The following is a 25686-nucleotide window of genomic DNA, read 5'->3' as shown; positions in this document are numbered from 1 at the left end:
CCGCCATTTTTTTTGATTGTCTTGCTGACACGGCTTATCGGTTTTCACGGGGCATTCTCACGGAAACGTTTTGGCGTCAGCGTCTTCGCAGTACCGTCAGTTCTTGCGAGCACACGTTGTAAATAATACAGAGCGTTGTGATCGTGCCTTTTCCAGCGTGTTTGAATTGCCTGGCCACATGACGTTTGAGCAACTCGTTCGTGGTGTGGCAGGACAGCATCACAATGATTCGTATCGCTCTCTTGTTCCGCGGGCCCGGGGGCAACAGGATCCCGGCCAGCTCGCTTTTGAGCTTTATCTGCCGCGCATCGACGAAGTGCAGATCACGGGTGGTGGCGGGCAAATGAATGAAGTGTTGAAAGATGACGTGAGCGAAGGTACCCGGGTCTGGAGGGTCGGCCACGTTATGCGGGCGGCACACATCATCACGGGTCTCAGCTACGCCTGGGTATCCGCCGTCCGTTGGGGGATCGTTGTGCTGCGCCTGATGCTCTGGTGGAGGTTTATCGGTATTCGCTTTTCCAGCCTTGAGGAAGTTCTTGTCCTTGTCGAAATCGGAAGGCGCATACAAAGAGCGATAGTTGAAGTTCAGGGTGAGAAAGAAAAGAAACAGTAAATAAAATGGAAAGCTGATCAGAAACCAGACATAGATTTCCCGTTCCTTATTGGCAAGAAAGGGCAGAGAGACAGCCGCGGAAGTTTCGGAGATGACGGCGAATATCGCAATCACTGTCATTGGGTTGGTGATTTTGTTTTTGAGTTTTAGCATGTTATTTATTCATCGTCTTTGATGGTTGTAAGTGGCTGTTGTTAGTTGTTGTATGTACGTTGTTTTGCAGGTTGCGCGAATATTTATAGCAAGTAAATTCATGATGACGAACTTTTGTTGTTTTCAGATTGCAAGTCTGCAAGTTGTTTTGAGTCTGAGGGAGTGAGGCGGTTGGCCGTTTGAGATCGGGCCGCAAGCCTTTCCGGGGCGCTTCAGAGCGAAGTTCAGGTGTGTTTTTTAAACACTCTGCGACATTTTATTTCCAGGAAGTACGAGGGGCGTGAATGTTTTTTTTGATTGCGGCAGCAGGCTAGCGTTTTTTTGTAGGAATAATCCTCAATGCTTGTAGGGCATGTCTTTCGCTGCAAGTGCCAGATCGCTCTGATGTGCCATCAAGTAGATGACTACGTTATTGTGCGTGCTCTAAAAATTCGAACAGCGAAACTGGACTTGCCCATGAATAAAGTGCTGATCGTGGATGATCATCCCGTCATTCGTCTGGCTGTGCGTATGCTGATGGAACGTCATGGCTACGAAGTTATTGCCGAAACGGATAACGGTGTGGATGCGTTACAACTTGCGCGGGATCAGATGCCGGATATCGTCATTCTGGATATTGGAATACCGAAACTCGATGGCCTCGAAGTTATTGCGCGGCTGAACGCGACGGCCATGCCATTGAAAGTTCTGGTGTTGACTTCACAGGCACCGGGCCACTTTTCGATGCGCTGCATGCAATCGGGGGCGGCGGGCTATGTCTGCAAGCAACAGGACCTGACAGAGTTGCTCAGTGCGATCAAAGCCGTGCTGTCCGGTTACAGCTATTTTCCAAACCAGGCCCTGCATACCGTACGGACCAGCCTCGGTAATGCCAGTGAGTCCGATATGGTGGACCGCCTCTCCGGGCGGGAAATGATGGTGTTGCAGCAACTGGCGCGTGGCAAGACCAACAAGGAAATTGCCGATGGCATGTTTCTCAGCAACAAGACAGTCAGCACATACAAGACCCGTCTGCTGTTGAAGCTCAATGCCCGCTCGCTGGTGGACCTGATCGAGTTGGCACAACGCAACGGCCTGGTCTGATGGGCTTGCAGCCATTGGACGGTGGGGCGTGGGGTGCCAGATTCGTCAGAAAGTAAAAAGCCTCCGGTTCGGGAGGCTTTTAAGTGTCAGAGATCAAAATCGTAATCGGCCAATTGCTTTTGCAGTCGGCGCTCCTCAAGCAGGTTATCGATGGTGCGGCGTTTACTCAGGTTGGTCTTGGCGACTTCGACCACAGGTTCAGCGTCGTCGGTTTCCGCAGCGGTGAAATCGTCATCTACATCCAGTTGTTCTTTGCTTTCAGTCATAAGGTGAACTCCAGGCTAAGACTGCCTTTGGCGCTCCTTATATCGATATTCCTGCTGCGGGTAAAAAAGATTTTTTCAATCGACGGATCAATAAAAGCAATAGCCAATCAATCGTCCGAGGTTTTGTGTTTGTACTCGCACAAATCCTCAATCCGGCAGCTGCCACAGCGCGGCTTGCGGGCGAGACACACGTAGCGACCGTGCAGAATCAACCAGTGGTGAGAGTCCAGCAGGTAGTCTTTAGGTACAAACTTCATCAGCTTCTTTTCCACTTCAACCACATTTTTACCCGGAGCGATGCCGGTGCGATTGCTGACGCGGAAAATGTGCGTGTCGACCGCCATGGTCAACTGGCGAAAAGCGGTATTGAGCACCACGTTGGCGGTCTTGCGGCCGACACCGGGCAGTGCCTCCAGCGCTTCGCGGGTTTGCGGGACCTCGCCATTGTGCAGTTCGACCAGCATGCGGCAGGTCTCGATCACGTTCTTGGCTTTGCTGTTGTAGAGGCCGATGGTCTTGATGTATTCGGACAGCCCTTCGACACCCAAGGCGTGAATCGCTGCCGGAGTATTGGCCACCGGAAAAAGTTTGGCCGTGGCCTTGTTCACGCCAACGTCAGTCGACTGCGCCGATAGGATTACCGCAATCAGCAGTTCGAAGGGCGAGGAGTAGGCCAGTTCGGTTTTCGGCTCGGGATTGTCTTCATGCAGCCTGCGAAAAATCTCAAGGCGTTTTGCAGCATTCATGGATGATGTGTTTCCTTGGAGAGAGCGTTCGAGCGAGTCAATGCCTGGCGGGCAGCCAGCAGCAGTCCCAGCAGTATGAAGGCGCTGGGAACCAGGGTAATCAGGTGCAGCCCTTGGTTGAACAGGACCAGACCTTGCCAGTGTTCTGACAGACCACGACCCAGATGCCCCTGACCGAACAGCTCACGCACAACGGTAAGCGTCAGGAGCAGCCCGCTCGACAGGCCAAAAAACTTCAGGCGTTCGGTCAGTGCCTGACGAAAGAAGCCATTGTATTCCAGCGCCACACATTGCAAGGCGATCAGCCCGGAATAGATGCCGATTGCCTGATGCCACTGCAACGCCCAGCGCTGCGCGAGAATATTGGCGCAACTGGTCAGGGTGGCGGCCAGCAACAGGCTGGCGAGCAGCACGCCACGGTCAGACAGTCGCACGCGCAGCGGACCGATGCACACTGCGTAAACCGCCACAACCACGCTCGACATCAACAGCATGCCCAGCGCGCCAGCCAATGTGGCGCTGGTACCCAGCAGCAACGTCAGCAACAACGTATTGGTCAGATTCGTCGGCCGGTTCATGGTGCGATCCCCAGCAAGGTTGCCCGATGCTGATCAAAGTAGCGCAGGGCGTCATGGATGGCATTGACGGTGGCGCGAGAGGTGATGGTCGCGCCCGCCAGTTGATCGAATTGTCCCCGATCCTTTTTCAGTGCCCAGCCTGCGTCATCGGGGGCGCTGCGCGACGTGCCGGTAAACGTGTCCAGCCAGGCATTCGGCCAGTCGCCGAGGTGTCCGCCGAGCGCCGGCGTTTCGTTTTGCCGCAGGGTTTTGACACCCAGCAGTCGGCCGTTGGCATCAATGGCAACCAGCAACTCGATGGCGCCGGCATAACCCTCGGTCTGAGTGCGCAACAACACCGCCACCGGCTGCCCGGCTTTGCTTGCGCGGTAACCGCCCAGCAGTGTGCTGTGGCTCAACGTGGTGTCAGCCAGCGTCAGCGGCTGCTCCAGCGGTTGATTGTCGTAGGCATCGGTGGCGAGCACATCCAGCAACTGGCGACTGTCGAGCAGGCGTTGTTCGACGGCAATCTGCGGCGCGCTGCTGCGCTGCAGCCAATAGGTCAGGCCCAGACCGACCGCGGCGATCAGCACCAGGGTAATGACTGAGGCAGTGCGGTTCATGGCGTCACCTGCGCCTGGCGCGATGCGGCGAAACGCTCCAGCGCCGGCACGCAGAGATTCATCAGCAACACCGCAAACGCGACGCCATCCGGGTAGCCGCCCCAGGTGCGGATCAAGTAGGTCAACAGCCCGACACCGACGCCGAACAACAAGCGGGCCAACGGACTTTTTGCGCCGGACACCGGTTCGGTGATGATGAAAAACGCCCCGAGCATGCTTGCGCCGCTCAGTAGATGGAACAGTGGCGAGCCGTGGGAGTCGGAGCCCGAACCGTTCCAGCACAGCAGACTGATGACAAACAGGCTGCCCAACATGCCGACCGGTGCTTGCCAGCCAATCACCCGACGTTGCAACAGCAACAGCCCTCCGGCGAGAAACGCCAGATTGACCCACTCAACGCCGTGCCCGCCGAAACGCCCGAACGCCGGGTTGCTGGCGAACAGCTCATCCATGGTCAGGCTTTTGTTGATCCGCAAGCTGTCCAGCGCCGTGGCCTGCACCCAGGCGTCCGGCGCCTGGCCTACATTGAAAATTTGCTCAACGCTCGCCCACAGATTCATGCCGTGCGCCGGCCAGTGCGTCATCGGTTGCGGAAACAGCACCATCGCCAGCGCAAAGCCAAGCATGGCCGGATTGAACGGATTCTTGCCGATGCCGCCGTACAGGTGCTTGCCGAGCAGCAGGCCCGAGGCAACCGCCGTGACGGTCAGCCACCACGGGCAATAGGGCGGCAGGGCCACCGCCAGCAGGGTGGCGCTGACCAGCGCGCTGCCGTCGCTCAGCGTCGGTTGCAGCGGTAGTCGGCGCAGGCGGGTGACGCCAGCCTCGACCAGCAGCGCGGTGGCTATCGCCAGTAGCAGATTGATCAACACGCCCCAGCCGTACAGCCAGAACAACGCCAGCAACCCCGGCAGCGCGGCGAGCAGCACTAGCTTCATCGCCTGTTGCAGGCGATCGTCCGGTGCTTCACGGGGCGACATGGTCGTGCACCTGACGCTCGGCGTCCTGCAGACGAGCGCGGGCCTTGTCGAGGACTTCGCTCGGCGTGTCGGCGCGGCGTTCGAGTTTGCTCAGGTCGGCGCGGGCGTAGGCCAGTTCGGTTTTCAACTGGCGCAGTTGGCTGTCGATCGGACGTTTTTCCACGCGCACGAGGTCAGGCACCGGCTGCTCACTGCCAGCTTCGGCAGCGTGAAGGGCCTGCTCGGCGTCACGCAGGGCCTGTTCCAGTGAGGCGATCTGCTGCGCTGGCGCCTCGGCGGTCTGGGCCTTTTTCAGTTCGGCACGGCGCATCGCCAACTGGATTTTCGCCCGTTTCAGGTCCGCGTCTTTCGCCGGAACCGGTGCCGCTGCCGCAGCGGCTGGAACGGTGGCGGCGCTGCTTTCGAGTTTCGCCAGCGCCTGCTCGGCGGCTTCAAATTGCTGTTGCAACACCACCAGTTGCGCCTGCTGCTCGAACGTCGGTGGGTGGCCGAAGGCTTTCAGCGATTTGTGCAATTGCGCGCGGCTCATGGCGACGTCGATCTTGGCTTTTTTCAGCGCGGCGTCAGAGCTCGCGGCTTTCTGCGCACGCACGCGCTCAAGGGCTGCCTGCACCGGATCCAGGGTTGCCACCGCCGGTTGCGCTGCCCGCTGCGCTCGGGCCTCGCGCTCCGCCTGTTTCTGCTGCTCTTCGCGTTGCAGGCGGGCGTTGCGGCGTTCGAAGCGCTGGCGCGCATGATCACGTTTGGCCGTGCGTGCGCGTTGCTCCTCCAGGCTGGACGCCAGGCCGCCGACCACCGGCAAGGTGCCGAGCGGCAGTGGATGCATCTCGATGCAATCCACCGGGCACGGCGCCACGCACAGGTCGCAACCGGTGCATTCGTCGATCAACACGGTGTGCATCAGTTTCGCCGCCCCGACAATGGCGTCGATCGGGCAGGCCTGAATGCACTTGGTGCAGCCGATGCACTCGGCTTCGCGGATGTACGCCACTTGTGGCGGTGCCGAACCACGGCTGACGTCCAGCTCCAGCACTGGCACCTTCAGCAGTTCAGCCAGGGCCGCGATGGTCTCGTCGCCTCCGGGCGGGCACTTGTTGATCGGTTCGCCGTCGACGATGCCTTGCGCATAGGGTTTGCAGCCGGGGTGGCCGCATTTGCCGCACTGGGTCTGCGGCAGAAGGGCATCGATGAGTTGAATCAGACTCATGTTTTGATCAGTCCACTGAATCCGAGAAAAATCACTGCGATCAGTCCGGCGCCGATCAGGTCGATCGGCAAGCCGCGAAAGGGCAGGGGAATGTCGTTGTCGGCCGTGCGTTCACGCAAGTCACTGAACAGGCTCAGCACCAGCCAGAAACCCAGCCCGGCGCCAATGCTCAGCGCCGTTGCCTGCAACAGGCCACGATCATGTTGCGCATTGATCAAGGCCAGCCCCAGCACACCGGCATTGCCCAGCAACAACGGCCACAGTCCGTCGAACGGCCAGTCGGGCAGCGCACGTGTCAGCAGTTTCAGCAGCGGTGCGATCAGCAGCACGCTGAGCGGCAAGAACGCGAACAGGTGCAGGGCCTGCAGTTGCAGCGGCACCAGCAGCCAGTGCCAGAGCACATGACCGATGACGCCGACGCTCAGCATCAGGCACGACGTCGCCAGTCCCAACGCATGCACCTGGCGCCGACTGCCGGCCAGCAACGGGTCGACGCCCAGCGGCCAGTGCAACACGAAGTTGTTGAGCAGGGCGGCACTGATCAGCGTAAGCGCAAGTTCGGTCATGGTTCTGCCGGCAGCAACGGGCGGGTGTCATCTTAGGTTAGGCATTATCCGGTACCCGCGAAGGGTGGGCCAGATATGAAAAATCCCACAGGCCTGCAGAACATGCCTGTGGGATCGTTTTCAGCGCTGGGTCTTACTTGATGCGTTGACCCGGCTTGGCGCCGCTGTCCGGGCTCAGCAGGTAGATTTCTTCACCGCCAGGGCCGGCGGCCATCACCATGCCTTCGGAGATGCCGAACTTCATTTTCCGTGGCTTGAGGTTGGCGATCATCATGGTCAGGCGACCGTCGAGTTTCGACGGGTCCGGGTAGGCGCTCTTGATTCCGGAGAACACGTTGCGCTGCTCGTCACCGATGTCCAGGGTCAGGCGCAGCAGCTTGTCCGCGCCTTCGACGTGTTCAGCCTTGACGATCAGGGCGACGCGCAGGTCGACGGCGGCGAAGGTGTCGAAGTCGATTTCCGGCGACAGCGGATCCTTGGCCAGTTCGCCGTTGCCCGCAGGTGCGGCAGCGCCGGTGTCGGTCTGGCTGGCGGTCAGGTCTTCTTTCGAGGCGTCGGTCATGGCTTGCACTTTTACCGGGTCGATGCGGGTCATCAACGGTTTGAATTCGTTCAGCTGATGGTTGGCCAGCAGCGTGGTGTGGTCGTTCCAGGTCAGCGGGGCGACGTTGAGGAACGCCTCGGCATCGGCGGCCAGCAGCGGCAGCACCGGTTTGAGGAAGATCACCAACTGGCGGAACAGGTTGATGCCGGTGGCGCAGATCGCCTGGACTTCATCCTGTTTGCCTTCCTGCTTGTTCAGCGACCACGGGGCCTTGTCGGCGATCCATGCGTTGGCGCGGTCGGCCAGGGCCATGGTTTCACGCATGGCACGGGCGAAGTCGCGAGCCTCATAGGCGTCGGCAATGCTCGGCGCGGCGGCGAGGAAGGCCTCGGTCAGCTCTGGTGCGGCATTGTTGTCGACCAGCAGGCCGCCGTTGCCCTTGTGGATGAAACCGGCGCAACGGCTGGCGATGTTGACCACTTTGCCGACCAGGTCGGAGTTGACCTTCTGCACGAAGTCTTCGAGGTTCAGGTCGAGGTCATCGACGCCACGGCCCAGTTTGGCCGCGTAGTAGTAGCGCAGGTATTCCGGCGACAGGTGGTCCAGGTAGGTACGGGCCTTGATGAAGGTGCCGCGGGACTTGGACATTTTCTGGCCGTTGACCGTCAGGTAGCCGTGCACGTTGATCCCGGTCGGCTTGCGGAAACCGGCGCCTTCGAGCATCGCTGGCCAGAACAGGGCGTGGAAGTTGACGATGTCCTTGCCGATGAAGTGGTACAGCTCGGCGGTGGAGTCCTTGCCCCAGAACGCGTCGAAGTCCAGCTCCGGAGTACGGTCGCAGAGGTTCTTGAAGCTGGCCATGTAGCCGATCGGCGCGTCCAGCCACACGTAGAAATATTTGCCCGGCTCGTCCGGAATCTCGAAACCGAAGTACGGCGCATCGCGGGAGATGTCCCACTGCTGCAAACCGGCGTCCAGCCACTCGGCGATCTTGTTCGCCACGGCGTCCTGCAGGGTGCCGCTGCGGGTCCAGGTCTGCAGCATCTGCTGGAAGTCTGGCAGCTTGAAGAAGAAGTGCTGGGAATCCTTGAGCACCGGGGTGGCGCCGGAGATGGCCGACTTCGGATCCTTCAGATCGGTCGGGGCGTAGGTCGCACCGCATTTTTCGCAGTTGTCGCCGTACTGGTCTTCGGTGCCGCATTTCGGGCAGGTGCCCTTGATGAAGCGGTCGGCCAGGAACATTTTCTTTTCCGGGTCGAAATACTGGGTGATCGAGCGCGTGGCAATGTGCCCGGCGTCACGCAGTTTCAGGTAGATCTGGCTCGACAGCTCACGGTTTTCTTCGGCGTGAGTGGAGTGGAAGTTGTCGAAGTCGACCAGGAACTCGGCAAAGTCGGCGCTGTGTTCAGCCTGCACGTTGGCGATCAGTTGTTCCGGGGTGATGCCTTCCTTTTCCGCGCGCAGCATGATCGCCGAACCGTGGGCGTCGTCGGCGCAGACATAGATGCACTGGTTGCCGCGATGCTTCTGGAAGCGCACCCACATATCGGTCTGGATATATTCCAGCATATGGCCAAGGTGAATCGAACCGTTGGCGTAGGGCAGGGCGCTGGTGACGAGGATCTTGCGTGGTTCGGACATGTGGGGCTTCGCTACTTGATGAAACGGAGGTCGGCCACTATAAAGCGCCGGCGCATATTTTTCACCCTGTGCGCCTGTTTCCGGATGCGGCAGTCACTTAATTTCAGCCTATGAAACCTTTCTATGTGAATGGGCCCCTGTGGCGAGGGGATTTATCCCCGATGGGTGGCGAAGCCGCCCCAAAACCTGATACCTCGGTGTATCAGGTACACCGCGTTCAATGGTTTCACGACTGCTGCGCAGCCGATCGGGGATAAATCCCCTCGCCACAAAGGTTTTCCAGCTCGAGCAATCTGTTCGCCTCAAATCAATGTCCAGCGTACGATACCCGCCATCTTTTCCAGTCTTGTTATCGGAGTTGCCCATGAGTGCCGTCACTCGCGCAGCGGTGGAAGCCGTCCTCAGCCAATACACCGACCCTTACCTGAACCAGGACCCGGTCAGCGCCGGATGCGTGAAGCTCATCGAGATCGATGGTGACCGCGTCAAGGTTGAGCTGGAAATCGGCTATGCCGCCGGCCTGTTCAAAAGCGGCTGGGCGCAATTGCTGCAATTGGCCATCGAAAACCTCGACGGCGTGGTGTCGGCCAAGGTCGAAATCAACAGCGTGATCGCCGCTCACAAGGCCCAGGCACAGATTCCGGGCCTGGCCAACGTCAAGAACGTGGTCGCCGTGGCCTCGGGCAAGGGTGGCGTGGGCAAGTCGACCACCGCCGCCAACCTCGCGCTGGCCCTGGCCCGCGAAGGCGCCAAGGTCGGCATTCTCGACGCCGACATCTATGGCCCGAGCCAGGGCATCATGTTCGGCATCCCCGAGCGCACCCGCCCGGAGGTCAAGGATCAGAAGTGGTTCGTGCCGCTCAAGGCCCACGGTGTCGAAGTCATGTCGATGGCGTTCCTGACTGATGACAACACGCCGATGGTCTGGCGCGGACCGATGGTCTCCGGTGCACTGCTGCAACTGGTCACGCAAACCGCGTGGGGCGATCTGGATTATCTGGTCATCGACATGCCGCCAGGCACCGGCGACATCCAGCTGACCCTGGCGCAGAAAGTCCCGGTGGCCGGTGCGGTGATCGTCACCACGCCGCAGGATCTGGCGCTGCTGGACGCGCGCAAAGGCGTGGAAATGTTCCGCAAGGTCAACATTCCGGTGCTGGGTGTGGTGGAAAACATGGCGGTGCACATCTGCTCGAACTGCGGGCATGCCGAGCATCTGTTCGGTGAGGGCGGGGGAGAGAAGCTGGCGACCCAGTACGGCGTCGAACTGCTGGCCTCGCTGCCGTTGTCGATGCTGATCCGCGAGCAGGCCGATGGTGGCAAGCCGACGGTGATCGCTGAACCGGACAGTCAGATCGCCATGGTCTACCAGGAACTGGCCCGCCACGTCGGCGCGCGCATTGTGTTGCAGGAAGCGGCGACGCCAGCGATGCCGAATATCAGCATCAGCGACGATTGATCGGCATCGTTTGCTAAAAGATCGCAGCCTTCGGCAGCTCCTACAGTTATCCCATGTAGGAGCTGCCGGAGGCTGCGATCTTTTGATCTTGCTTTAGATACGCAACCCGCCATCCATCTCCAGAATCCGCCCGGTGTAGTAGTCGTTTTCGAAGATATACGCCGCCGAATGGGCAATCTCTTCCGGCTTGCCCATGCGCTTGAGCGGAATCCCCGAGGTCATTTTCTCCAACGCCTCCGGCTTCATGCCCAGGGTCATCTCGGTTTCGATGAAACCCGGCGCGATGCCCGCCACGCGAATCCCGTAACGCGCCAGTTCCTTGGCCCAGGTCACGGTGGCCGCTGCCACACCAGCCTTGGCGGCAGAATAGTTGGTCTGGCCGACATTACCGGCGCGGGAGATCGACGAGATGTTGATGATCGCGCCGCTGTTCTTCAGCTCGATCATTTTCGCCGCGACTTCCCGGGTGCACAGGAACACGCCGGTCAGGTTGACGTCGATCACCGCCTGCCACTGGGCCAGGCTCATCTTGGTCATTTCGCCGTCCTTGACCTTGAGCAGCAGGCCATCGCGCAGGATCCCGGCGTTGTTGATCAGGCCATGGATCGCACCGAAGTCTTCGGCCACCTGGGCAACCATGTGCTCGACCTGCTCTTCGTTGGCCACGTTGCACAGATAGCTGCGCGCCTCGACGCCCTTGGCCTTGCAGGCCGCGACCGCGTCATCGAGTTTTTCCTGATTGAGGTCTACCAGGGCCAGCTTCGCGCCTTTGCCGGCGAAATACTCGGCCATGGAGCGGCCCAAACCCTGGCAACCGCCGGTGATAATGATTACTTTGTCGTTGAGTTGCATTCGCATGCCCCGATAGCCGGTCTGAGTGGTTTTTGTTATTGGCGACGCTCGATCTTTACCGGTTACGGCCAGATTGCACATGAGCATTGCCCGATGGCGTGACCGGGACTTATCCCCAGGCGCCTGTCCGTTTTTTCGACGGATTCTATATAAGGAGTCATAAATTGAGCGTTGAAGCGGCCAAGAATGCCCGAGAATTGCTTCTCAAGGAATACCGTGGCGTATTGTCCACCCACTCCAAATCGATGCCCGGTTTCCCGTTCGGCTCGGTGGTGCCGTATTGCCTGGACGAGCAGGGCCGCCCGCTGATCCTCATCAGCCGTATCGCCCAGCACACCCACAACCTGCAGAAGGACCCGAAATGTTCGCTGCTGGTGGGTGAGCGTGAGGCCGACGACGTGCAGGCTGTCGGTCGCCTGACTTACCTGGCCGAAGCACAGAAGCTCGAAGATCCGCTCGCCATCGAAGCCGCCGCCGAGCGTTACTACCGCTATTTCCCCGATTCGCAGAACTACCATAAGGCTCACGATTTCGACTTCTGGGTGCTCAACCCGGTGCGTCATCGCTACATCGGCGGCTTCGGCGCGATTCACTGGGTCGAGCAACTGACCCTGGCCAACCCGTTCGCCGGCAAGGCTGAAATCAGCATGGTCGAGCACATGAACAGCGATCACGCCAAGGCCATCGCTCACTACGTGGAACTCGCCGGTCTGCCGCAAACCGTGCCGGCGCAACTGGCCGGGATCGACAGCGAAGGCCTGCACTTGCGCATTGGTCAGGCGCTGTACTGGTTGCCGTTTCAAGCGCCTTGTCATACGCCGATACAAGTGCGCGAAGCCTTGGTTTCTCTGGCTCACGCCGAGGTTTGGCCAAAAAATGCAGTGGCCGACGCTTGAATTCACGAAAGGGCGACGTCATCTAATGCTTACTGCAAGGCATTTCTTGCGTTGAGGAATCTTTGATGCGCCCTTTTTTGTTGCTCTTTCTGCTGTTTCCGGTGCTGGAGCTGTTCGTATTCGTCAAAGTGGCAGGGGCTATCGGGTTTTTCCCGGCCCTGCTGCTGATCATTCTCGGCTCGATGTTCGGCGTGTTCGTGCTGCGCATCGCCGGTCTGGCCACGGCACTGCGTGCCCGTGAAAGCCTGAATCGCGGTGAACTGCCCGCGCAGACCATGCTCGAAGGCCTGATGCTGGCCCTGGCCGGCGGCCTGCTGATCCTGCCGGGCTTCGTCAGCGACGTGGTCGGTCTGGTGATGCTGTTGCCGTTCACCCGTCGCCTGCTGGCGAACAAAATGCGCCAGCGTGCCGAAGAACAGGCGATTCGTCAGCGTGCCTTCGCCGACGACCTGCAACCCCGTGGCGGTCCTGCACCGCGTCAGCCTCTGGGCCGCGAGGGTGATGTGATCGAAGGCGAGTTCGAACATCGCGACAGCAAATAACCCCTGCATCGACACGGCACCTTCGGGTGCCGTTTCTTTATGCGCGGCATTCAGGGGGCAAATCGATGAAAAATTTTCTGCCCCCGCCCTTGTAATCAGCTCATGCGCCCTTATGTATCGGTCACCGAAAGGTTTCCGGCATTTGAGTCGGACAGACTTCCGCGGTTCGCTCGACGAACCGCAACCGGCGCAGGCCGGATTTGTTAAACCCGCCGGGACTACACCGGCCGATGAAAACCACAATTAGGAGAGATCGACAATGAAGCTTCGTCCTCTGCATGACCGCGTCGTCATCCGTCGCAGCGAAGAAGAAAAGAAAACCGCTGGCGGTATCGTCCTGCCAGGTTCGGCTGCTGAAAAAGCCAACCACGGTGTGATTCTCGCTGTAGGCCCGGGCAAGGCTCTGGAAAACGGTGAAGTGCGTGCACTGTCCGTGAAGGAAGGCGACAAGGTTGTGTTCGGTCCTTACTCCGGCAGCAACACTGTGAAAGTCGACGGCGAAGACCTGCTGGTAATGAGCGAGAACGAAATCCTCGCTGTTATCGAAGGCTGATACCCCGCTCATTTTCCCGTTACTACAAAGTATTTAAGGAATATCGATCATGGCTGCTAAAGAAGTTAAGTTCGGCGATGCCGCTCGCTCCAAGATGCTCAAAGGCGTCAACGTTCTGGCTGACGCGGTAAAAGCGACCCTGGGCCCGAAAGGCCGTAACGTGATTCTCGAGAAGAGCTTCGGCGCTCCGACCATCACCAAGGACGGCGTTTCCGTCGCCAAGGAAATCGAACTCGAAGATCGTTTCGAAAACATGGGCGCGCAGCTGGTCAAAGACGTTGCCTCCCGTGCCAACGATGACGCCGGTGACGGTACTACCACTGCGACCGTTCTGGCTCAGTCGATCGTCAACGAAGGCCTGAAAGCCGTCGCTGCCGGCATGAACCCGATGGACCTGAAGCGCGGTATCGACAAAGCGACCATCGCGATCGTCAAAGAGCTGAAAGCCCTGTCCAAGCCATGCGCTGACACCAAGGCAATCGCTCAGGTCGGCACCATCTCCGCCAACTCCGACAACTCCATCGGCGACATCATTGCCGAAGCCATGGAAAAAGTCGGTAAAGAAGGCGTGATCACCGTTGAAGAAGGCTCGGGCCTGGAAAACGAACTGTCGGTTGTAGAAGGCATGCAGTTCGACCGTGGCTACCTGTCTCCGTACTTCGTCAACAAGCCGGACACCATGGTTGCCGAGCTCGACGGCCCGCTGATCCTGCTGGTCGACAAGAAGATCTCGAACATCCGCGAAATGCTGCCAGTGCTGGAAGCCGTTGCCAAAGCCGGCCGCCCACTGCTGATCGTTGCCGAAGACGTTGAAGGCGAAGCCCTGGCGACTCTGGTAGTGAACAACATGCGTGGCATCGTCAAGGTTGCAGCCGTCAAGGCTCCAGGCTTCGGCGACCGTCGCAAGGCCATGCTGCAGGACATCGCCGTTCTGACCGGCGGTACCGTCATCTCCGAAGAGATCGGCCTGAGCCTGGAAAGCACCACTCTGGAGCACCTGGGTAACGCCAAGCGCGTGACCCTGTCCAAGGAAAACACCATCATCGTTGACGGTGCTGGCGTACAAGGCGACATCGAAGCCCGTATCGCTCAGATCCGTGCTCAGGTTGCCGAAACGTCCTCGGACTACGACCGTGAAAAACTGCAAGAGCGTCTGGCCAAGCTGTCCGGCGGCGTTGCAGTGATCAAGGTTGGCGCGGGTTCCGAAGTTGAAATGAAAGAGAAGAAGGCCCGCGTTGAAGACGCCCTGCACGCAACCCGTGCAGCCGTTGAAGAAGGCGTGGTACCTGGCGGTGGCGTAGCGCTGATCCGCGCTCTGGAAGCACTGACCGAACTGACCGGCGACAACGCTGACCAGAACGTCGGTATCGCTGTGCTGCGTCGCGCTGTTGAAGCGCCGCTGCGTCAGATCGCTGCCAACTCCGGCGACGAGCCAAGCGTAGTCGTCAACGAAGTGAAGAACGGCAAAGGTAACTTCGGTTACAACGCTGCTTCCGGCGAATACGGCGACATGATCGAAATGGGCATCCTGGACCCAACCAAGGTAACCCGTTCCGCTCTGCAAGCTGCAGCCTCGATCGGCGGTCTGATCCTGACCACCGAAGCTGCTGTTGCTGACGCACCGAAGAAAGAAGGCTCGGCTGGCGGCGGTATGCCAGACATGGGCGGCATGGGTGGCATGGGCGGCATGATGTAAGCCAGCCTTACCCCCGTAACGAAAAACCCCGCCTGCGATGAGCAGGCGGGGTTTTTTATTGCCCGGATTTCACACTGCCTCCCTGTGGGAGCGAGCCTGCTCGCGAAAGCAATTCACCCATCACCACAGCAGTGACGGATACACCGCATTCGCGAGCAGGCTCGCTCCCACATTGGGATATGTGTTTCCTGTGCTAACCGGTGCGCAAAGAAAAACGCCCCGGAGCATCAGCCCGGGGCGTTTCTATTAACGATGAATGCTTAACGATCGCTGACTTGCGAGGTGTCTTCCTTCATAGGCTTCCAGCTCAACAACTGCTGTTTGAAGCCATAGCTGGCGGTCTGGTAATAGGTGATCGCCCGGCTGACCAGCGGGTCGTCGCTGGTGACCCGATACTCACGGCTCTCGGTCAACGCATCGTCATGCCGGCGCAAGCCCTGGCGCGGACTGAGGATCGCCAGATCCTTGCCGTCGAACAGACCCAGATGCTGGTAGTTGCCGACCACTACGCGCGGTGGCAGCGGGTTGTCCTGCAACAGGTTGCGGCCAAAGAATGTCGAGGTGTAGTCCAGGTTCAGCAAGCCCAGCAGGGTCGGGGCGAGGTCGATCTGGCTGGCCAATTGCGCGCTCTCGCGAGCTTCGATCATTTTCGGCGCGTAGATGAACAGCGGGATCTGATAGTTGGTGATCGGCAAGTCTTCTTTACCGGCGCTGCCCGCCGTGTGGTCGGCGACGAAAATGAAGATCGTGTTGTCGAACCACGGTTTCTGCCGCGCCTGCTCGAGGAACTGCCCGATGGCGTAGTCGGTGTACTTCACCGCGCCATCACGACCGTTGCCGGACTTGATGTCGATCCGGTTGTCCGGATAGGTGTAAGGACGGTGGTTGGACGTGGTCATCAACTGCAACAGGAACGGTTGCTGCCTGGCGTAATCGGCATCCGCCAGTTTCAGGGTCTGGCGATACAGATCCTCGTCGGCCATGCCCCAGGCGTTCTTGAAGTGGATCTCGGCTTCATCGACGCTGCTCTGATCGACGACGCGATAGCCATTGCCGCTAAAGAAGGCGTTCATGTTGTCGAAGTAACCGCGTCCGCCGTAGACGAACACACTGTCGTAACCCACGGCGCTGAGCTGCTGGCCAAGGCTGGCGAAACCGCTTTCACGGCCAATGCGCTTGACGATCGAGCGGCCCGGCGTCGGCGGGATGGCCAGGGTGATGGCTTCCAGACCACGGTCGGTGCGGGTGCCGGTGGCGTAGAAGTTATTGAAATACAGGCTCTGCTTGCGCAAGGCGTCGAGGTTTGGCGTCAGGTTGCGCCCGTCACCGTTGCTGCCCAGGTACTTGGCGCTCAGGCTTTCGATGGTCACCAGCACAATGTTCGGCTTGCGCGCGGTGCCCGGGTTGTCGATCACCCGGCGAATATCCTGCGGATCCTGGCCGATGAAACGAGCATTGCTCTCACTCAGCTCGGCACGGATCTGACCGGCGACCTGTTCCGCCGACAGGCTCTTGTAGAACTGGGCGTAGTCCAGTTCATTGTTACGGAACGCCGCGAAGAACTGGTACGGACCATTGCTGGCCAGTTCGTTCTGGTAAGCGTTACCGCCCTGCGCACGCGGGGCGTCCTGGCTGAGCAGTTGCAGGCTCAGCCCGGTGACGATCAGCAGGCCCAGAGCGCTGAGCAGGCGTCCGCGCAGCGCTGGCAGGGGGGCATTCATGGCGGCATTGAACGGCTTGCGCAGGGCAAAACTGATCACCACGGCCAGTACGGCGAGGAGGCTCAGCAGTTTGCCGATCGGGTACGACTCGAGGACGTTGTTCAACACTTCGTCCGAGTACACCAGGTAGTCGACGGCGATAAAGTTGAAGCGCACGCCGAACTCGTCCCAGAACAGCCATTCGGCCACCGCCACGAACAGCATCGCGAACAGGCTGATGGTCAGCAGGACGCGCAGGAACCCGCGATGGCCTCGGCGGCGCCACAGGCCCGGCGGGCACAGCAGCAGATACAAGCCCATCGGCAGCGCCGCGTAGGCGAGAAACCCCAGGTCATAGAGCGCGCCAATGCCGAACACGGAAAGGGCAAAGCCACCGGCCTCATCCAGGTGAGTCAGCAGCAATACCGCACGAGTCAGGAGAAAAATAACCAGCCAGGCGCCGGTGATAAGCAGCAGAAAGCGCACGGGCGCGGTCTTGAAAGAGTCCATTGTCTCGTTTTCCTTATATCAATGGCGCGCGAGTGTCGCGGCGCCACTGTAGTCAGGTTGTGAATCGATAGTGAAAACTTTGTTAAAGATTTAATTTGGTAGAGCAAATGGATTTGCGCGCATGCCAGCGCTAGCCCTGAGCCGGCGTTGGCCTTAAGCTGCGCGGGCCGAGACGGCCGTAACTGTGTACGGAGGAAATGCCAATGCGAATTCTATTGGTCGAAGACAACCGCGATATCCTGGCCAACCTGGCCGATTACCTGGGGCTCAAAGGCTATACCGTCGATTGCGCCCAGGACGGCTTGTCGGGTCTGCATCTGGCTGCCACCGAGCATTACGACCTGATCGTGCTCGATATCATGCTGCCCGGAATCGACGGCTACACCCTGTGCAAGCGCCTGCGTGAAGACGCCCGCCGCGACACCCCGGTGATCATGCTCACCGCCCGCGATCAACTGGACGACCGCCTGCAGGGTTTCAAGTCCGGCGCGGATGATTATCTGGTCAAGCCGTTCGCCTTGTCCGAACTGGCGGCGCGGATCGAAGCGGTGATGCGCCGTACCCAAGGCGGCGGACGTCGCGCGCTGCAGGTCGGCGACCTGAGCTACGACCTCGACACCCTGGAAGTGACCCGCGAGGGCAAGCTGCTCAAGCTCAACCCGGTCGGCCTGAAACTGCTGGCGGTGTTGATGCAGAAGAGCCCGCATGTCCTGCGTCGGGAAATTCTCGAAGAGGCGCTGTGGGGCGACGACTGCCCGGACAGCGACAGCCTGCGCAGCCATGTCCACCAATTGCGTCAGGTGATCGACAAGCCATTCGCCAAACCGTTGCTGCAAACCGTGCACGGTGTGGGTTACCGCCTGGCCGAGGGGCGTGATGGAGTTTAAGCAAAGCCTTTCCCAGCGGATCATCATCGCCTTTGCGCTGATGAGTGCGCTGGTGGCCGGGGCCTTCGCCATGGGCATTGTGGCGACCGTGCACCTGGTGGAGGAAAAACTGATTTCGGCGGGGCTGGGCGGCGACCTGCAGCGTCTGCTGCTGATGGACAACGTCTCGGACTGGAGCCATCGTCCGGAACCGGATCAGTTGTTCTATTTCAGCGGCGGCCCGGGTGATTTCGAGTTACCGAAAGACCTGCGCCACCTCGATGCGGGCTTCCACGAAGTTTTCCGCGAGAATCTGTCGTATCACGCGATGGTCGAGGTCGTCGACGGTCGTCGCTACGTCTTGCTGCAGGATCAAAGCGATTTCGAAGAGCGCGAGCGTGTGCTGTTCGCCGTGGTGCTGGTGGGCTTCGTGCTCAGTCTGGCGCTGGCGGTGTTCCTCGGTTGGGTGTTGGCGCGCAAGGTCATGGCGCCCGTGGTGCGACTGGCGCGACAAGTGCGGCACCGCGATCAACTGCTCGGTCTGGCGCCGCCGTTGGCCCCGGATTATGCGGCTGACGAAGTCGGCGAACTGGCGGTGGCGTTCGATGCCACGCTGGGGCGTCTGCGCCAGGCGCTGACCCGCGAGCGGCTGTTCACCAGCGACGTCAGCCACGAACTGCGCACACCGTTGATGGTGTTGGCCAGCTCCTGCGAATTGCTTCTGGAAAACCCGGGGCTGGATCAACGCGGCCGGGCCCAGGTCGAGCGTATCGCCAGGGCCAGCGAGGAAATGCGCGAACTGGTGCAGACCTTCCTGATGCTCGCCCGCGCCCAGCGTGAAGATGCGGGGTCCGCGCCGCAGCAGAATCTCTCCCAAGTGGCTGATGGACTGTTGAGTATCTGGCGCGAACCGATCGAGTCCAAAGGCCTGCGCCTGCTGTTCGAGCCGGGCAACCCGCCGGACACCCGCTTCAATGCCACTCTGCTCAGCGCGGTCATGGGTAATCTGCTGCGCAACGCCTGCCACTACACCGAGCAGGGATTCATTCGCCTTACCCTCAATGACAAGGGGTTTGTCGTCGAAGACTCGGGTGTCGGCATCCCCGAGGAAAAGCGTGAAGCCATGTTCCAGCCTTTTGTGCGCGGTAATGAAAAGCGTGGCGAGGGCCTTGGGCTGGGCCTGTCGCTGGTGCAGCGGATCTGTGAAAACCAGGGCTGGGAGGTGACGTTGAGCACCATGCAGCCCAATGGCTGCCGCTTTGAAGTCACGCTGGGGCTACGCTGAGCCCCACTGATGGCCCCGCGCTATTGCTTTCTCCCTGTAAAACCCTGTAATAGATTGCCGGTTTACCTGACGTAATTTTCACAAAGGGACGACCTGACGCTGACATGCCTCTACCTATGGTAGGGGCATCAGTTATTCAGGAGTCCCGATGATGAGCAGCCCGATCAAGCTCGATTTTTCCGAAAAGTATGATGACCAGCATGCACAAAAATATTTGCGCAAGCACCAGGACGGTCTCGGTCGTCGGTTGTCTCACTGGCGGGATGAGCAGGTAGCTCGCAAGGCGCTGACTCTGGCCGGCGAGCCGGGTCTGGTTCTGGACCTGCCGTGCGGTGCAGGGCGGTTCTGGCCTTTACTGGCGGAAAAGCCCAACCGGGTGATCATTGGTGCGGACAATTCCGAATCGATGATCAAGACCGCGATGCAGTCGCAACCGGCGGATGTGGTGAAACGGGTACAACCCTTGCACACGTCAGCGTTCGACATTGCCTTGCCTGATAACGCCGTCGACAGCATTTTCTGCATGCGTTTGTTGCACCACATCGGTGAAGCCGAGCATCGACGGGCGATTTTGCGTGAGTTCGAACGTGTCACCCGCGACAGCGTGATCATTTCGTTGTGGGTAGACGGTAATTTCAAGGCCTGGAAACGCAAACGTGCCGAGCAGCGTCGTGGGCAGGAAGGTTACCAGAACCGATTTGTGTTACCGGCTGTGACAGTGGAAAAGGAATTCGAAGCGGCAGGTTTTCGCATTCAGGAACAACTGGACTTTATTCCGCTCTATGCCATGTGGCGGGTTTACGTATTACGCAAGAGGTAACAGGATGGCGGTGCAAATAGCAGCAGAAACGGAAGTCGCTCCCCAGGATCGCTTCGACTACTACTGGAACCAGCGCGGTGAATGGGTGGAAGAGCCCAATGTCCGCCGGGGTGGGGAAAGTGGTGTGCAACGAGTCGTGGGCCGTGACGGCCAGTTGCTTTATGCCAAGCGCCAGACCGGACATATCTATCGCAGTTGGTTGCATCCTTTCGGCCGCCCGACGGTATTGCGTGAGCTGGATGCCCTGACCGGCGTCAGCCGTCTCGGTGTGCGTGTACCGCAAATCGTCTTCTGCGGTGCGCAGCCTGATCCGCAATACAAGTGGCGTGCCCTGTTGGTGACCAAGTCGCTGGACGGTTTCGATGAGCTGGAAAAATGGGAAGCCGCGGGTGGTCGTGCCCAATACGGTGAAGCCGTCTACGAACGCGTTCTCAAAGACCTCGCAGAAAACCTGGCGCGCATGCACAAGGGCCGCTGGCAGCACAGCTGCATCTACATCAAACACGTATTCGTACGGGTGACCGGCGAGGGCGATTCGGCTCAGGTCGAAGTGGCACTGATCGATCTGGAAAAATGCCGCCAGCGTCTGACCGCTTATCGCGCGGCCTCCCATGACATGAAGCAATTGCGTCGCCATTCGTCGTTCAGCGACACCGACTGGAAAAAACTCGTCTACTTTTATGAGACGGCGTTTGGCAGCGCTATCAAAGGTTTATAGCGATGAAACTCGAAATTGCACGAGGTTTGTTTTTGGTTGGGGCCTTGGCAGTTGCTTCATTGGCGGTGGCGGCCTGGGAGCAGCCCCGCATGCAGGTGATCGGTGCTACCACGGCCGATGCTCGCTGCGCAGTACCACGGGTGGCGAAAGCCTCCGTGGCCACTAAACCTGATCATGATTTGTTGCTGTTCATGTTTGGATTGTCTCAAGGGATGAGGCCACAGAGTTGAATCGATTGAAGCCCAAATGAAAGGCCTCGCAGATGCGAGGCCTTTTTTATGGATCAATACAAATTTCCTCTGATACACATCCACTGTGTAGGAGCTGCCGAAGGCTGCGATCTTTTGATCTTGAAAGCAAAGAGCAAAAGATCGTCCGAACGCGGCCCGAACCTTCGGCAGCTCCTACAGGGACACAGTCATGATTTGGGATCCGGTTTGGCCAGCAGGGTGTAGATGCACGGCAGCACGAACAGCGTAAACAAGGTGCCGATCGACATACCGGTGGCAATCACCATCCCGATATCGAAGCGGCTGACCGCGCCGGCACCGGTCGCCAGAATCAGCGGCACCATGCCGAACACCATCGCCGCCGTGGTCATCAACACCGGGCGTAATCGTATCGCCGCCGCTTCCTCGACCGCCTCGCGCGCGGTCAGGCCTTTGTCCTTGCGCAACTGGTTGGCGAATTCGACGATCAGGATCCCGTGCTTGCTGATCAAGCCGATCAACGTCACCAGCCCGACCTGGGTGTAGATGTTCATGCTCGACCAGCCCAGAAACAGCGGAATCAACGCACCACAGATCGACAGCGGCACCGTCACCAGAATCACCAACGGATCGCGGAAGCTTTCGAACTGCGCCGCCAGCACCAGAAAGATGATCGCCAGCGCAAGGGCGAAGGTTACCCACAGAGCGCTGCCTTCCTGCACGTACTGGCGCGAGGCGCCGCCATAGTCGAAGGCAAAACCGGCCGGTGCTTCTTCCCGGGCGATCTGCAACACGGTGTCGATGGCCTCGCCCATGCTGACCAACGGGAATCCGGAGATCTTCGCGGCGTTGAGTTGCTGAAACTGGTTGAGCTGGCGCGGTCGCGCCCGATCGGTGACTTTGATCAGCGTCGACAGCGGCAGCAGCTCGCCCTGGGTGTTTTTCACGTAGTAATTGTTCAGCCAGCCGGGGTTCTCGCGAAACGGTCGCTCGACCTGGGCAATCACCTTGTAGCTACGGCCTTCGATGGTGAAGCGGTTGATTTCCGCCTCGCCCAGCAGCGTCGACAGGGTGCTGCCCAGATCCTGCATCGACACGCCCATCTGTGCGGCTTTGGCGCGGTCGATGTCGACCACCACTTCCGGCTTGTCGAACGCCAGGTCGAGATCGACGAAGGCAAACTTGCCCGACTCCATGGCGCGCTTCTTGATCCGGTCGGCGACTTGCAGCAGCAGCTCGTAGTCATTGGCGGTGTTGACCACGAACTCGAACGGCAAACCTTCACCGGTACCGGGCAGCGAGGGCAGGTTGAAGCCGAAGATCTGCAGGCCCGGGATAGCGCCCAGTTTGCCCTGCACCTCGGGCAGGATCTGCATCTGCGTGCGACTGCGCTCGTTCCACGGCTTGAGCAGGAAGCCGCCGATACCCGCTTGCACGCCGTTGTAGCCGTTGATCTGGAACGACGAGTAGTACTCCGGAAACTCTTTGAAGATCTTGATGAAGTCGTCGGTGTAGGTGTTCAGGTAGTCGAGGTTGGTCGGCTGCGGAGCGGTGGCCATCATGAAAATGATGCCCTGATCCTCATCCGGCGCCAGTTCCGACTTGGTGAACTTGAGGAACACCGGGATCAGGCACAGCACGATCACCGCGAAGACCAGCACCACCGGCCGCGTATTCAGTGTGCCGTGCAGCACGCTCTGGTAGCGGCGCTTGAGACCGTCGAAGAGGCGGTCGAGGCGATGCGCGAGGCCACTGGGATTTTCCTCGTGGCGCAACAGCAGGGCGCACATCATCGGCGACAGGGTCAGGGCGACGATCCCGGAGATCACCACGGCGCCGGCCAGGGTCAAGGCGAACTCCTTGAACAATGCCCCCGTCAGTCCAGTGAGGAAACCGATCGGCGCATACACCGCCGCCAGGGTGATGGTCATCGACACCACCGGCATGGCAATTTCCCGGGCGCCTTCCAGTGCCGCCTCCAGCGGTGTCTTGCCTTCCTCGATATGCCGGTGAATGTTCTCCACCACGACAATCGCGTCGTCCACCACCAGCCCGATTGCCAGCACCATCGCCAGCAGGGTCAGCAGGTTGATCGAGTAGCCCATCATCTGCATGAAGAACATCACGCCGATCATCGACAGCGGGATGGTCACCACCGGGATCACCACCGAGCGCAGCGCGCCGAGGAACAGGAACACCACCACGATCACGATCAGCACCGCCTCGAACAGGGTTTTCACCACTTCGTCGATCGAGGCCTGGATGAACAGGGTGGCGTCGTAGGCGATCTCGCTCTTGAGGTTGGGCGGCAACTGGGCTTCGAGTTCCGGCATCAGCTTGCGCACTTCCCGGATCACGTCCAGCGGGTTGGCCCCGGGCGTGGCTTTGATGCCGATGTACACCGACGGCGTGCCGCCGAACGAGCTGATCGAATCGTAGTTTTCCGCGCCCATCTCGACCCGCGCCACATCGCTGAGCAGCACGCGGCTGTCGCCACTGACCTTGAGCGGAATCGCCGCGAACGCTTCGGCGGACTTCAGTTCGGTGTTGGCGTTGATGCTGGTGACCACGTACTCGCCTTTCACCTCACCGGCGGCGGAGAGGAAGTTGTACTGGCGCACGGCGTTGGTCACGTCGCTGGCGCTGAGACCGAAACCGGCGAGCTTCACCGGGTCGAGCCACAGGCGCATGGCGAATACCTGGTTGCCGAGAATTTCCGCCTCGGCCATGCCCGGCAGGGTCGCCAGTTTCGGCTGGATCACCCGCGACAGGTAGTCAGTGATCTGCGGATTGCTCAAGTCCTTGCTGAAGAAACTGATGTACATCAGCGCCGAGGCGTCGGCTGATTCCTTGCTCAGCACCGGGTCTTCGGCGTCCTGTGGCAGCTTGTTTTTCACCTCGTTGGCCTTGGCCAGCAGTTCGGTGAACAGACGGTCGGTGTTGGACCCGATGCGCGCGTAGATCGAGATCACCGAGAAGTTCTGCCGACTGACCGAGGTCATGTAGTCGATGCCTTCGGCGCTCGCCAGGCTCTGCTGCATCGGCTGGGTGATGTAGCCCTGAATGGTCTCGGCGTTGGCCCCGGGGTAGGCGGTGGTCACCGTGATCAGGGCGTTTTCCATTTGCGGGTATTGGCGCAGCGGCAGTTTGCTCCAGGCCTGGAAACCCAGCAGCACAATCAGCAGGCTGACCACGGTGGCGAGCACCGGGCGGCGGATGAACGGATCGGTAAAAGCCATGGGGATTCCTTGATCAGTCGGCGCGAGGCGGACTGTTCTGCTCGCCGAGGGTCTTGTCGTCGCTGATGGCAATGTGTGCGCCGTTGTCCAGTTTGATCTGGCCGGCGGTCACCACTTGTTCGCCGTTCTGCACGCCCTTGTTGATCATCACCAAGCCATCGCGGCGTTCACCGGTTTCGATGAAGCGTCGTTCGGCAATCAGCACCGGCTGGCCCTTGTCGTCTTTTTCGACACTGCCGTCCTCGGCCTTCTTTTGCCCGACCACGTACAGCGAGTTGCCGTAGAGGGTGTAGGTGATCGCGCTCTCCGGCACGACGATGTGTTTCTGCGGATCGGGCAGCAACACCTCAAGGCTGGCGAACATGCCCGGCAGCAGTTTGCCGTCGGGGTTGGCCAGGGTCGCGCGGACCAGAATGTTGCGCGTGCTGCTCTCGACGATCGGGTTGATCGCGCTGATGGCGCCGGGGAAGTTCTGGCCGGGATAGGCCGCGACGCTGATCTGCACCGGTTGGCCGATGGCCAGTTTCGGCACCGATTGCTCAGGCATATAGAAGTCGGCGTAGAGACTGCTCAGATCCTGCAGCGTGGCGATTCTGGTACCGCTGGCGAGGTAGTCGCCGACATCCACCTGACGGATGCCGATGGTGCCGCTGAACGGCGCGACGATGCGTTTTTTCGCCAGCGAGGCATTGAGCTGATTGACCGTGGCGCGGTTCTTTTGCAGAACCGCCGAGAGCCGATCATATTCGCCCTTGGAAATGGCACGACTGTCGACCAGTTGGCTGCCGCGACCGAAATCCAGTTGCGCCAGGCCCAGGTCAGCCTTGGCGGTTTCCAGCAAGGCGGTTTCCACTGCGCTGTCGAGTTGCAGCAGCGGTTGCCCGGCCTTGACCTTCTGCCCGGATTCGAATTTGAGTTCAGTGACGGTACCGGCGACTTCCAGGCTCAGCTCGACGCCTTGCAGCGCCTTGAGCGTGCCGACGGTGGGCAGGCGCATCTGCCACGGCCGCTCGGTGGCACTGGCCACGGCAACGCTGATCGGCGGTTTGGGTTTGGAAAAGCCCTGGATCATGGTGTAGATCGAAAAGGCTTTGTATCCGCCCAATATCAGGACGACCAGCAAGACAACACCCAACATGATCAGCATGCGGCGACGCAGCATATTTCCAGTTCCTTGGATAAATCAGGTGAGACAGTCCCGAACATTACTCCGAGAGAGGTAGGGAATCCAACTGCCATTACTACCGTTGAGATGACACTTCCCCTGTGGCGAGGGAGCTTGCTCCCGCTGGGTCGCGAAGCGGCCCCGCTCTTTTATCAAAAGCAGGGCCTGCTGCGCAGTCCAGCGGGAGCAAGCTC

General features: G+C 59.8%; 24 protein-coding genes. 11 read left to right on the top strand and 13 right to left on the bottom strand.

The window, feature by feature from the left end:
- Nucleotides 1–76: 76 nt before the first annotated feature.
- A complete protein-coding gene (locus HBN98_RS08145) occupies nucleotides 77–769 on the bottom strand; it encodes a hypothetical protein (RefSeq protein ID WP_083368042.1) in 693 nt (230 codons plus the stop codon).
- A 456-nt stretch (nucleotides 770–1225) separates the two neighbouring features.
- On the opposite strand from HBN98_RS08145, the gene HBN98_RS08140 reads away from it, so the two are divergent.
- A complete protein-coding gene (locus HBN98_RS08140; RefSeq protein WP_064588995.1) occupies nucleotides 1226–1852 on the top strand; it encodes a response regulator transcription factor in 627 nt (208 codons plus the stop codon).
- 86 nt (nucleotides 1853–1938) lie between these two features.
- Here the strand turns inward: HBN98_RS08140 and HBN98_RS08135 are convergent, their stop codons facing one another.
- The 8 genes from HBN98_RS08135 to metG form a co-directional block, all read right to left on the bottom strand.
- Nucleotides 1939–2118: a PA3496 family putative envelope integrity protein gene (locus tag HBN98_RS08135; RefSeq protein ID WP_064588994.1), complete on the bottom strand. Its 180-nt coding sequence runs from the start codon at nucleotides 2116–2118 to the stop codon at nucleotides 1939–1941.
- A gap of 107 nt (nucleotides 2119–2225) precedes the next feature.
- Nucleotides 2226–2864 carry an endonuclease III gene (gene nth, locus HBN98_RS08130; protein ID WP_064588993.1) on the bottom strand — a complete coding sequence of 213 codons (639 nt, stop codon included), beginning with the start codon at nucleotides 2862–2864 and terminating at the stop codon, nucleotides 2226–2228.
- Nucleotides 2861–3442 carry an Rnf-Nqr domain containing protein gene (locus HBN98_RS08125; protein WP_083368043.1) on the bottom strand — a complete coding sequence of 194 codons (582 nt, stop codon included), beginning with the start codon at nucleotides 3440–3442 and terminating at the stop codon, nucleotides 2861–2863. The genes nth and HBN98_RS08125 overlap by 4 nt, the downstream gene beginning before the upstream one ends.
- Nucleotides 3439–4044 carry an RnfABCDGE type electron transport complex subunit G gene (locus HBN98_RS08120; RefSeq protein ID WP_083368044.1) on the bottom strand — a complete coding sequence of 202 codons (606 nt, stop codon included), beginning with the start codon at nucleotides 4042–4044 and terminating at the stop codon, nucleotides 3439–3441. The genes HBN98_RS08125 and HBN98_RS08120 overlap by 4 nt, the downstream gene beginning before the upstream one ends.
- Entirely contained in the window at nucleotides 4041–5024 is a 984-nt protein-coding gene (locus HBN98_RS08115) for an RnfABCDGE type electron transport complex subunit D (RefSeq protein WP_083368045.1), read from the bottom strand. The genes HBN98_RS08120 and HBN98_RS08115 overlap by 4 nt, the downstream gene beginning before the upstream one ends.
- On the bottom strand, nucleotides 5011–6231 hold the full coding sequence (rsxB, locus tag HBN98_RS08110; protein WP_083368046.1) for an electron transport complex subunit RsxB: 1221 nt from the start codon (nucleotides 6229–6231) through the stop codon (nucleotides 5011–5013). The genes HBN98_RS08115 and rsxB overlap by 14 nt, the downstream gene beginning before the upstream one ends.
- A complete protein-coding gene (locus HBN98_RS08105; protein ID WP_083368047.1) occupies nucleotides 6228–6797 on the bottom strand; it encodes an Rnf-Nqr domain containing protein in 570 nt (189 codons plus the stop codon). The genes rsxB and HBN98_RS08105 overlap by 4 nt, the downstream gene beginning before the upstream one ends.
- Nucleotides 6798–6930: 133 nt before the next feature.
- Nucleotides 6931–8982: a methionine--tRNA ligase gene (gene metG / locus HBN98_RS08100; protein ID WP_064588987.1), complete on the bottom strand. Its 2052-nt coding sequence runs from the start codon at nucleotides 8980–8982 to the stop codon at nucleotides 6931–6933.
- 364 nt (nucleotides 8983–9346) lie between these two features.
- Here metG and apbC point away from each other — a divergent pair, with 364 nt between their 5' ends.
- Nucleotides 9347–10441, top strand: coding sequence for an iron-sulfur cluster carrier protein ApbC (gene apbC / locus HBN98_RS08095; RefSeq protein ID WP_083368048.1), 1095 nt, complete (start codon nucleotides 9347–9349; stop codon nucleotides 10439–10441).
- Nucleotides 10442–10534: 93 nt separating this feature from the next.
- Here the strand turns inward: apbC and HBN98_RS08090 are convergent, their stop codons facing one another.
- Nucleotides 10535–11293, bottom strand: coding sequence for an SDR family oxidoreductase (locus HBN98_RS08090; RefSeq protein WP_083368049.1), 759 nt, complete (start codon nucleotides 11291–11293; stop codon nucleotides 10535–10537).
- Nucleotides 11294–11457: 164 nt separating this feature from the next.
- Between HBN98_RS08090 and HBN98_RS08085 the strand changes: the two genes are divergently transcribed.
- From HBN98_RS08085 to groL, 4 genes are all read left to right on the top strand, one after another.
- Complete coding sequence (locus HBN98_RS08085; protein WP_083368050.1) at nucleotides 11458–12189, top strand: HugZ family pyridoxamine 5'-phosphate oxidase; 732 nt, start codon at nucleotides 11458–11460, stop codon at nucleotides 12187–12189.
- 65 nt (nucleotides 12190–12254) lie between these two features.
- On the top strand, nucleotides 12255–12731 hold the full coding sequence (locus tag HBN98_RS08080; protein ID WP_064588984.1) for an FxsA family protein: 477 nt from the start codon (nucleotides 12255–12257) through the stop codon (nucleotides 12729–12731).
- 259 nt (nucleotides 12732–12990) lie between these two features.
- Entirely contained in the window at nucleotides 12991–13284 is a 294-nt protein-coding gene (locus HBN98_RS08075) for a co-chaperone GroES (protein ID WP_007916610.1), read from the top strand.
- A 49-nt stretch (nucleotides 13285–13333) separates the two neighbouring features.
- Complete coding sequence (gene groL / locus HBN98_RS08070; protein WP_007964008.1) at nucleotides 13334–14980, top strand: chaperonin GroEL; 1647 nt, start codon at nucleotides 13334–13336, stop codon at nucleotides 14978–14980.
- 260 nt (nucleotides 14981–15240) lie between these two features.
- Here the strand turns inward: groL and HBN98_RS08065 are convergent, their stop codons facing one another.
- Nucleotides 15241–17190, bottom strand: coding sequence for an LTA synthase family protein (locus HBN98_RS08065; RefSeq protein ID WP_083368051.1), 1950 nt, complete (start codon nucleotides 17188–17190; stop codon nucleotides 15241–15243).
- Between the two features lie 203 nt (nucleotides 17191–17393).
- On the opposite strand from HBN98_RS08065, the gene colR reads away from it, so the two are divergent.
- The 5 genes from colR (at nucleotide 17394) to HBN98_RS08040 (ending at nucleotide 21109) form a co-directional block, all read left to right on the top strand.
- A complete protein-coding gene (gene colR / locus HBN98_RS08060; RefSeq protein WP_064588981.1) occupies nucleotides 17394–18077 on the top strand; it encodes a two-component system response regulator ColR in 684 nt (227 codons plus the stop codon).
- A complete protein-coding gene (locus tag HBN98_RS08055; RefSeq protein WP_083368052.1) occupies nucleotides 18067–19341 on the top strand; it encodes a sensor histidine kinase in 1275 nt (424 codons plus the stop codon). Before colR ends, HBN98_RS08055 begins: the two co-directional genes overlap by 11 nt.
- Nucleotides 19342–19492: 151 nt before the next feature.
- The gene (locus HBN98_RS08050) at nucleotides 19493–20161 is read left to right on the top strand and encodes a class I SAM-dependent methyltransferase (protein ID WP_064590073.1); all 669 of its coding nucleotides are present in this window, start codon (nucleotides 19493–19495) and stop codon (nucleotides 20159–20161) included.
- A gap of 4 nt (nucleotides 20162–20165) precedes the next feature.
- Entirely contained in the window at nucleotides 20166–20879 is a 714-nt protein-coding gene (locus HBN98_RS08045; RefSeq protein WP_027612049.1) for a lipopolysaccharide kinase InaA family protein, read from the top strand.
- Between the two features lie 2 nt (nucleotides 20880–20881).
- Nucleotides 20882–21109, top strand: coding sequence for a hypothetical protein (locus tag HBN98_RS08040; protein WP_064588979.1), 228 nt, complete (start codon nucleotides 20882–20884; stop codon nucleotides 21107–21109).
- Nucleotides 21110–21297: 188 nt separating this feature from the next.
- Here the strand turns inward: HBN98_RS08040 and HBN98_RS08035 are convergent, their stop codons facing one another.
- Nucleotides 21298–24327 (bottom strand): multidrug efflux RND transporter permease subunit, encoded by a 3030-nt coding sequence (locus HBN98_RS08035; protein ID WP_083368053.1) that lies wholly within the window; start codon nucleotides 24325–24327, stop codon nucleotides 21298–21300.
- Nucleotides 24328–24340: 13 nt separating this feature from the next.
- Complete coding sequence (locus HBN98_RS08030; RefSeq protein ID WP_083368054.1) at nucleotides 24341–25489, bottom strand: efflux RND transporter periplasmic adaptor subunit; 1149 nt, start codon at nucleotides 25487–25489, stop codon at nucleotides 24341–24343.
- Nucleotides 25490–25686 lie beyond the last annotated feature (197 nt).

It is taken from the genome of Pseudomonas koreensis, from assembly GCF_012986595.1.
Lineage (GTDB): Bacteria > Pseudomonadota > Gammaproteobacteria > Pseudomonadales > Pseudomonadaceae > Aquipseudomonas > Aquipseudomonas koreensis.
The sequence above is the reverse complement of the archived record's forward strand: the minus strand, read 5'-3'. Positions and strand labels throughout refer to the sequence as shown.

Excerpts from the sequence above, each read along its gene's own strand:
- HBN98_RS08145 (WP_083368042.1), bottom strand. The coding sequence starts at position 769 with ATGCTAAAACTCAAAAACAAAATCACCAACCCAATGACAGTGATTGCG.
- HBN98_RS08140 (WP_064588995.1), top strand. The coding sequence starts at position 1,226 with ATGAATAAAGTGCTGATCGTGGATGATCATCCCGTCATTCGTCTGGCT.
- HBN98_RS08135 (WP_064588994.1), bottom strand. The coding sequence starts at position 2,118 with ATGACTGAAAGCAAAGAACAACTGGATGTAGATGACGATTTCACCGCT.
- nth (WP_064588993.1), bottom strand. The coding sequence starts at position 2,864 with ATGAATGCTGCAAAACGCCTTGAGATTTTTCGCAGGCTGCATGAAGAC.
- HBN98_RS08125 (WP_083368043.1), bottom strand. The coding sequence starts at position 3,442 with ATGAACCGGCCGACGAATCTGACCAATACGTTGTTGCTGACGTTGCTG.
- HBN98_RS08120 (WP_083368044.1), bottom strand. The coding sequence starts at position 4,044 with ATGAACCGCACTGCCTCAGTCATTACCCTGGTGCTGATCGCCGCGGTC.
- HBN98_RS08115 (WP_083368045.1), bottom strand. The coding sequence starts at position 5,024 with ATGTCGCCCCGTGAAGCACCGGACGATCGCCTGCAACAGGCGATGAAG.
- rsxB (WP_083368046.1), bottom strand. The coding sequence starts at position 6,231 with ATGAGTCTGATTCAACTCATCGATGCCCTTCTGCCGCAGACCCAGTGC.
- HBN98_RS08105 (WP_083368047.1), bottom strand. The coding sequence starts at position 6,797 with ATGACCGAACTTGCGCTTACGCTGATCAGTGCCGCCCTGCTCAACAAC.
- metG (WP_064588987.1), bottom strand. The coding sequence starts at position 8,982 with ATGTCCGAACCACGCAAGATCCTCGTCACCAGCGCCCTGCCCTACGCC.
- apbC (WP_083368048.1), top strand. The coding sequence starts at position 9,347 with ATGAGTGCCGTCACTCGCGCAGCGGTGGAAGCCGTCCTCAGCCAATAC.
- HBN98_RS08090 (WP_083368049.1), bottom strand. The coding sequence starts at position 11,293 with ATGCAACTCAACGACAAAGTAATCATTATCACCGGCGGTTGCCAGGGT.
- HBN98_RS08080 (WP_064588984.1), top strand. The coding sequence starts at position 12,255 with ATGCGCCCTTTTTTGTTGCTCTTTCTGCTGTTTCCGGTGCTGGAGCTG.
- HBN98_RS08075 (WP_007916610.1), top strand. The coding sequence starts at position 12,991 with ATGAAGCTTCGTCCTCTGCATGACCGCGTCGTCATCCGTCGCAGCGAA.
- groL (WP_007964008.1), top strand. The coding sequence starts at position 13,334 with ATGGCTGCTAAAGAAGTTAAGTTCGGCGATGCCGCTCGCTCCAAGATG.
- HBN98_RS08065 (WP_083368051.1), bottom strand. The coding sequence starts at position 17,190 with ATGGACTCTTTCAAGACCGCGCCCGTGCGCTTTCTGCTGCTTATCACC.
- colR (WP_064588981.1), top strand. The coding sequence starts at position 17,394 with ATGCGAATTCTATTGGTCGAAGACAACCGCGATATCCTGGCCAACCTG.
- HBN98_RS08055 (WP_083368052.1), top strand. The coding sequence starts at position 18,067 with ATGGAGTTTAAGCAAAGCCTTTCCCAGCGGATCATCATCGCCTTTGCG.
- HBN98_RS08050 (WP_064590073.1), top strand. The coding sequence starts at position 19,493 with ATGAGCAGCCCGATCAAGCTCGATTTTTCCGAAAAGTATGATGACCAG.
- HBN98_RS08045 (WP_027612049.1), top strand. The coding sequence starts at position 20,166 with ATGGCGGTGCAAATAGCAGCAGAAACGGAAGTCGCTCCCCAGGATCGC.
- HBN98_RS08040 (WP_064588979.1), top strand. The coding sequence starts at position 20,882 with ATGAAACTCGAAATTGCACGAGGTTTGTTTTTGGTTGGGGCCTTGGCA.
- HBN98_RS08035 (WP_083368053.1), bottom strand. The coding sequence starts at position 24,327 with ATGGCTTTTACCGATCCGTTCATCCGCCGCCCGGTGCTCGCCACCGTG.
- HBN98_RS08030 (WP_083368054.1), bottom strand. The coding sequence starts at position 25,489 with ATGCTGCGTCGCCGCATGCTGATCATGTTGGGTGTTGTCTTGCTGGTC.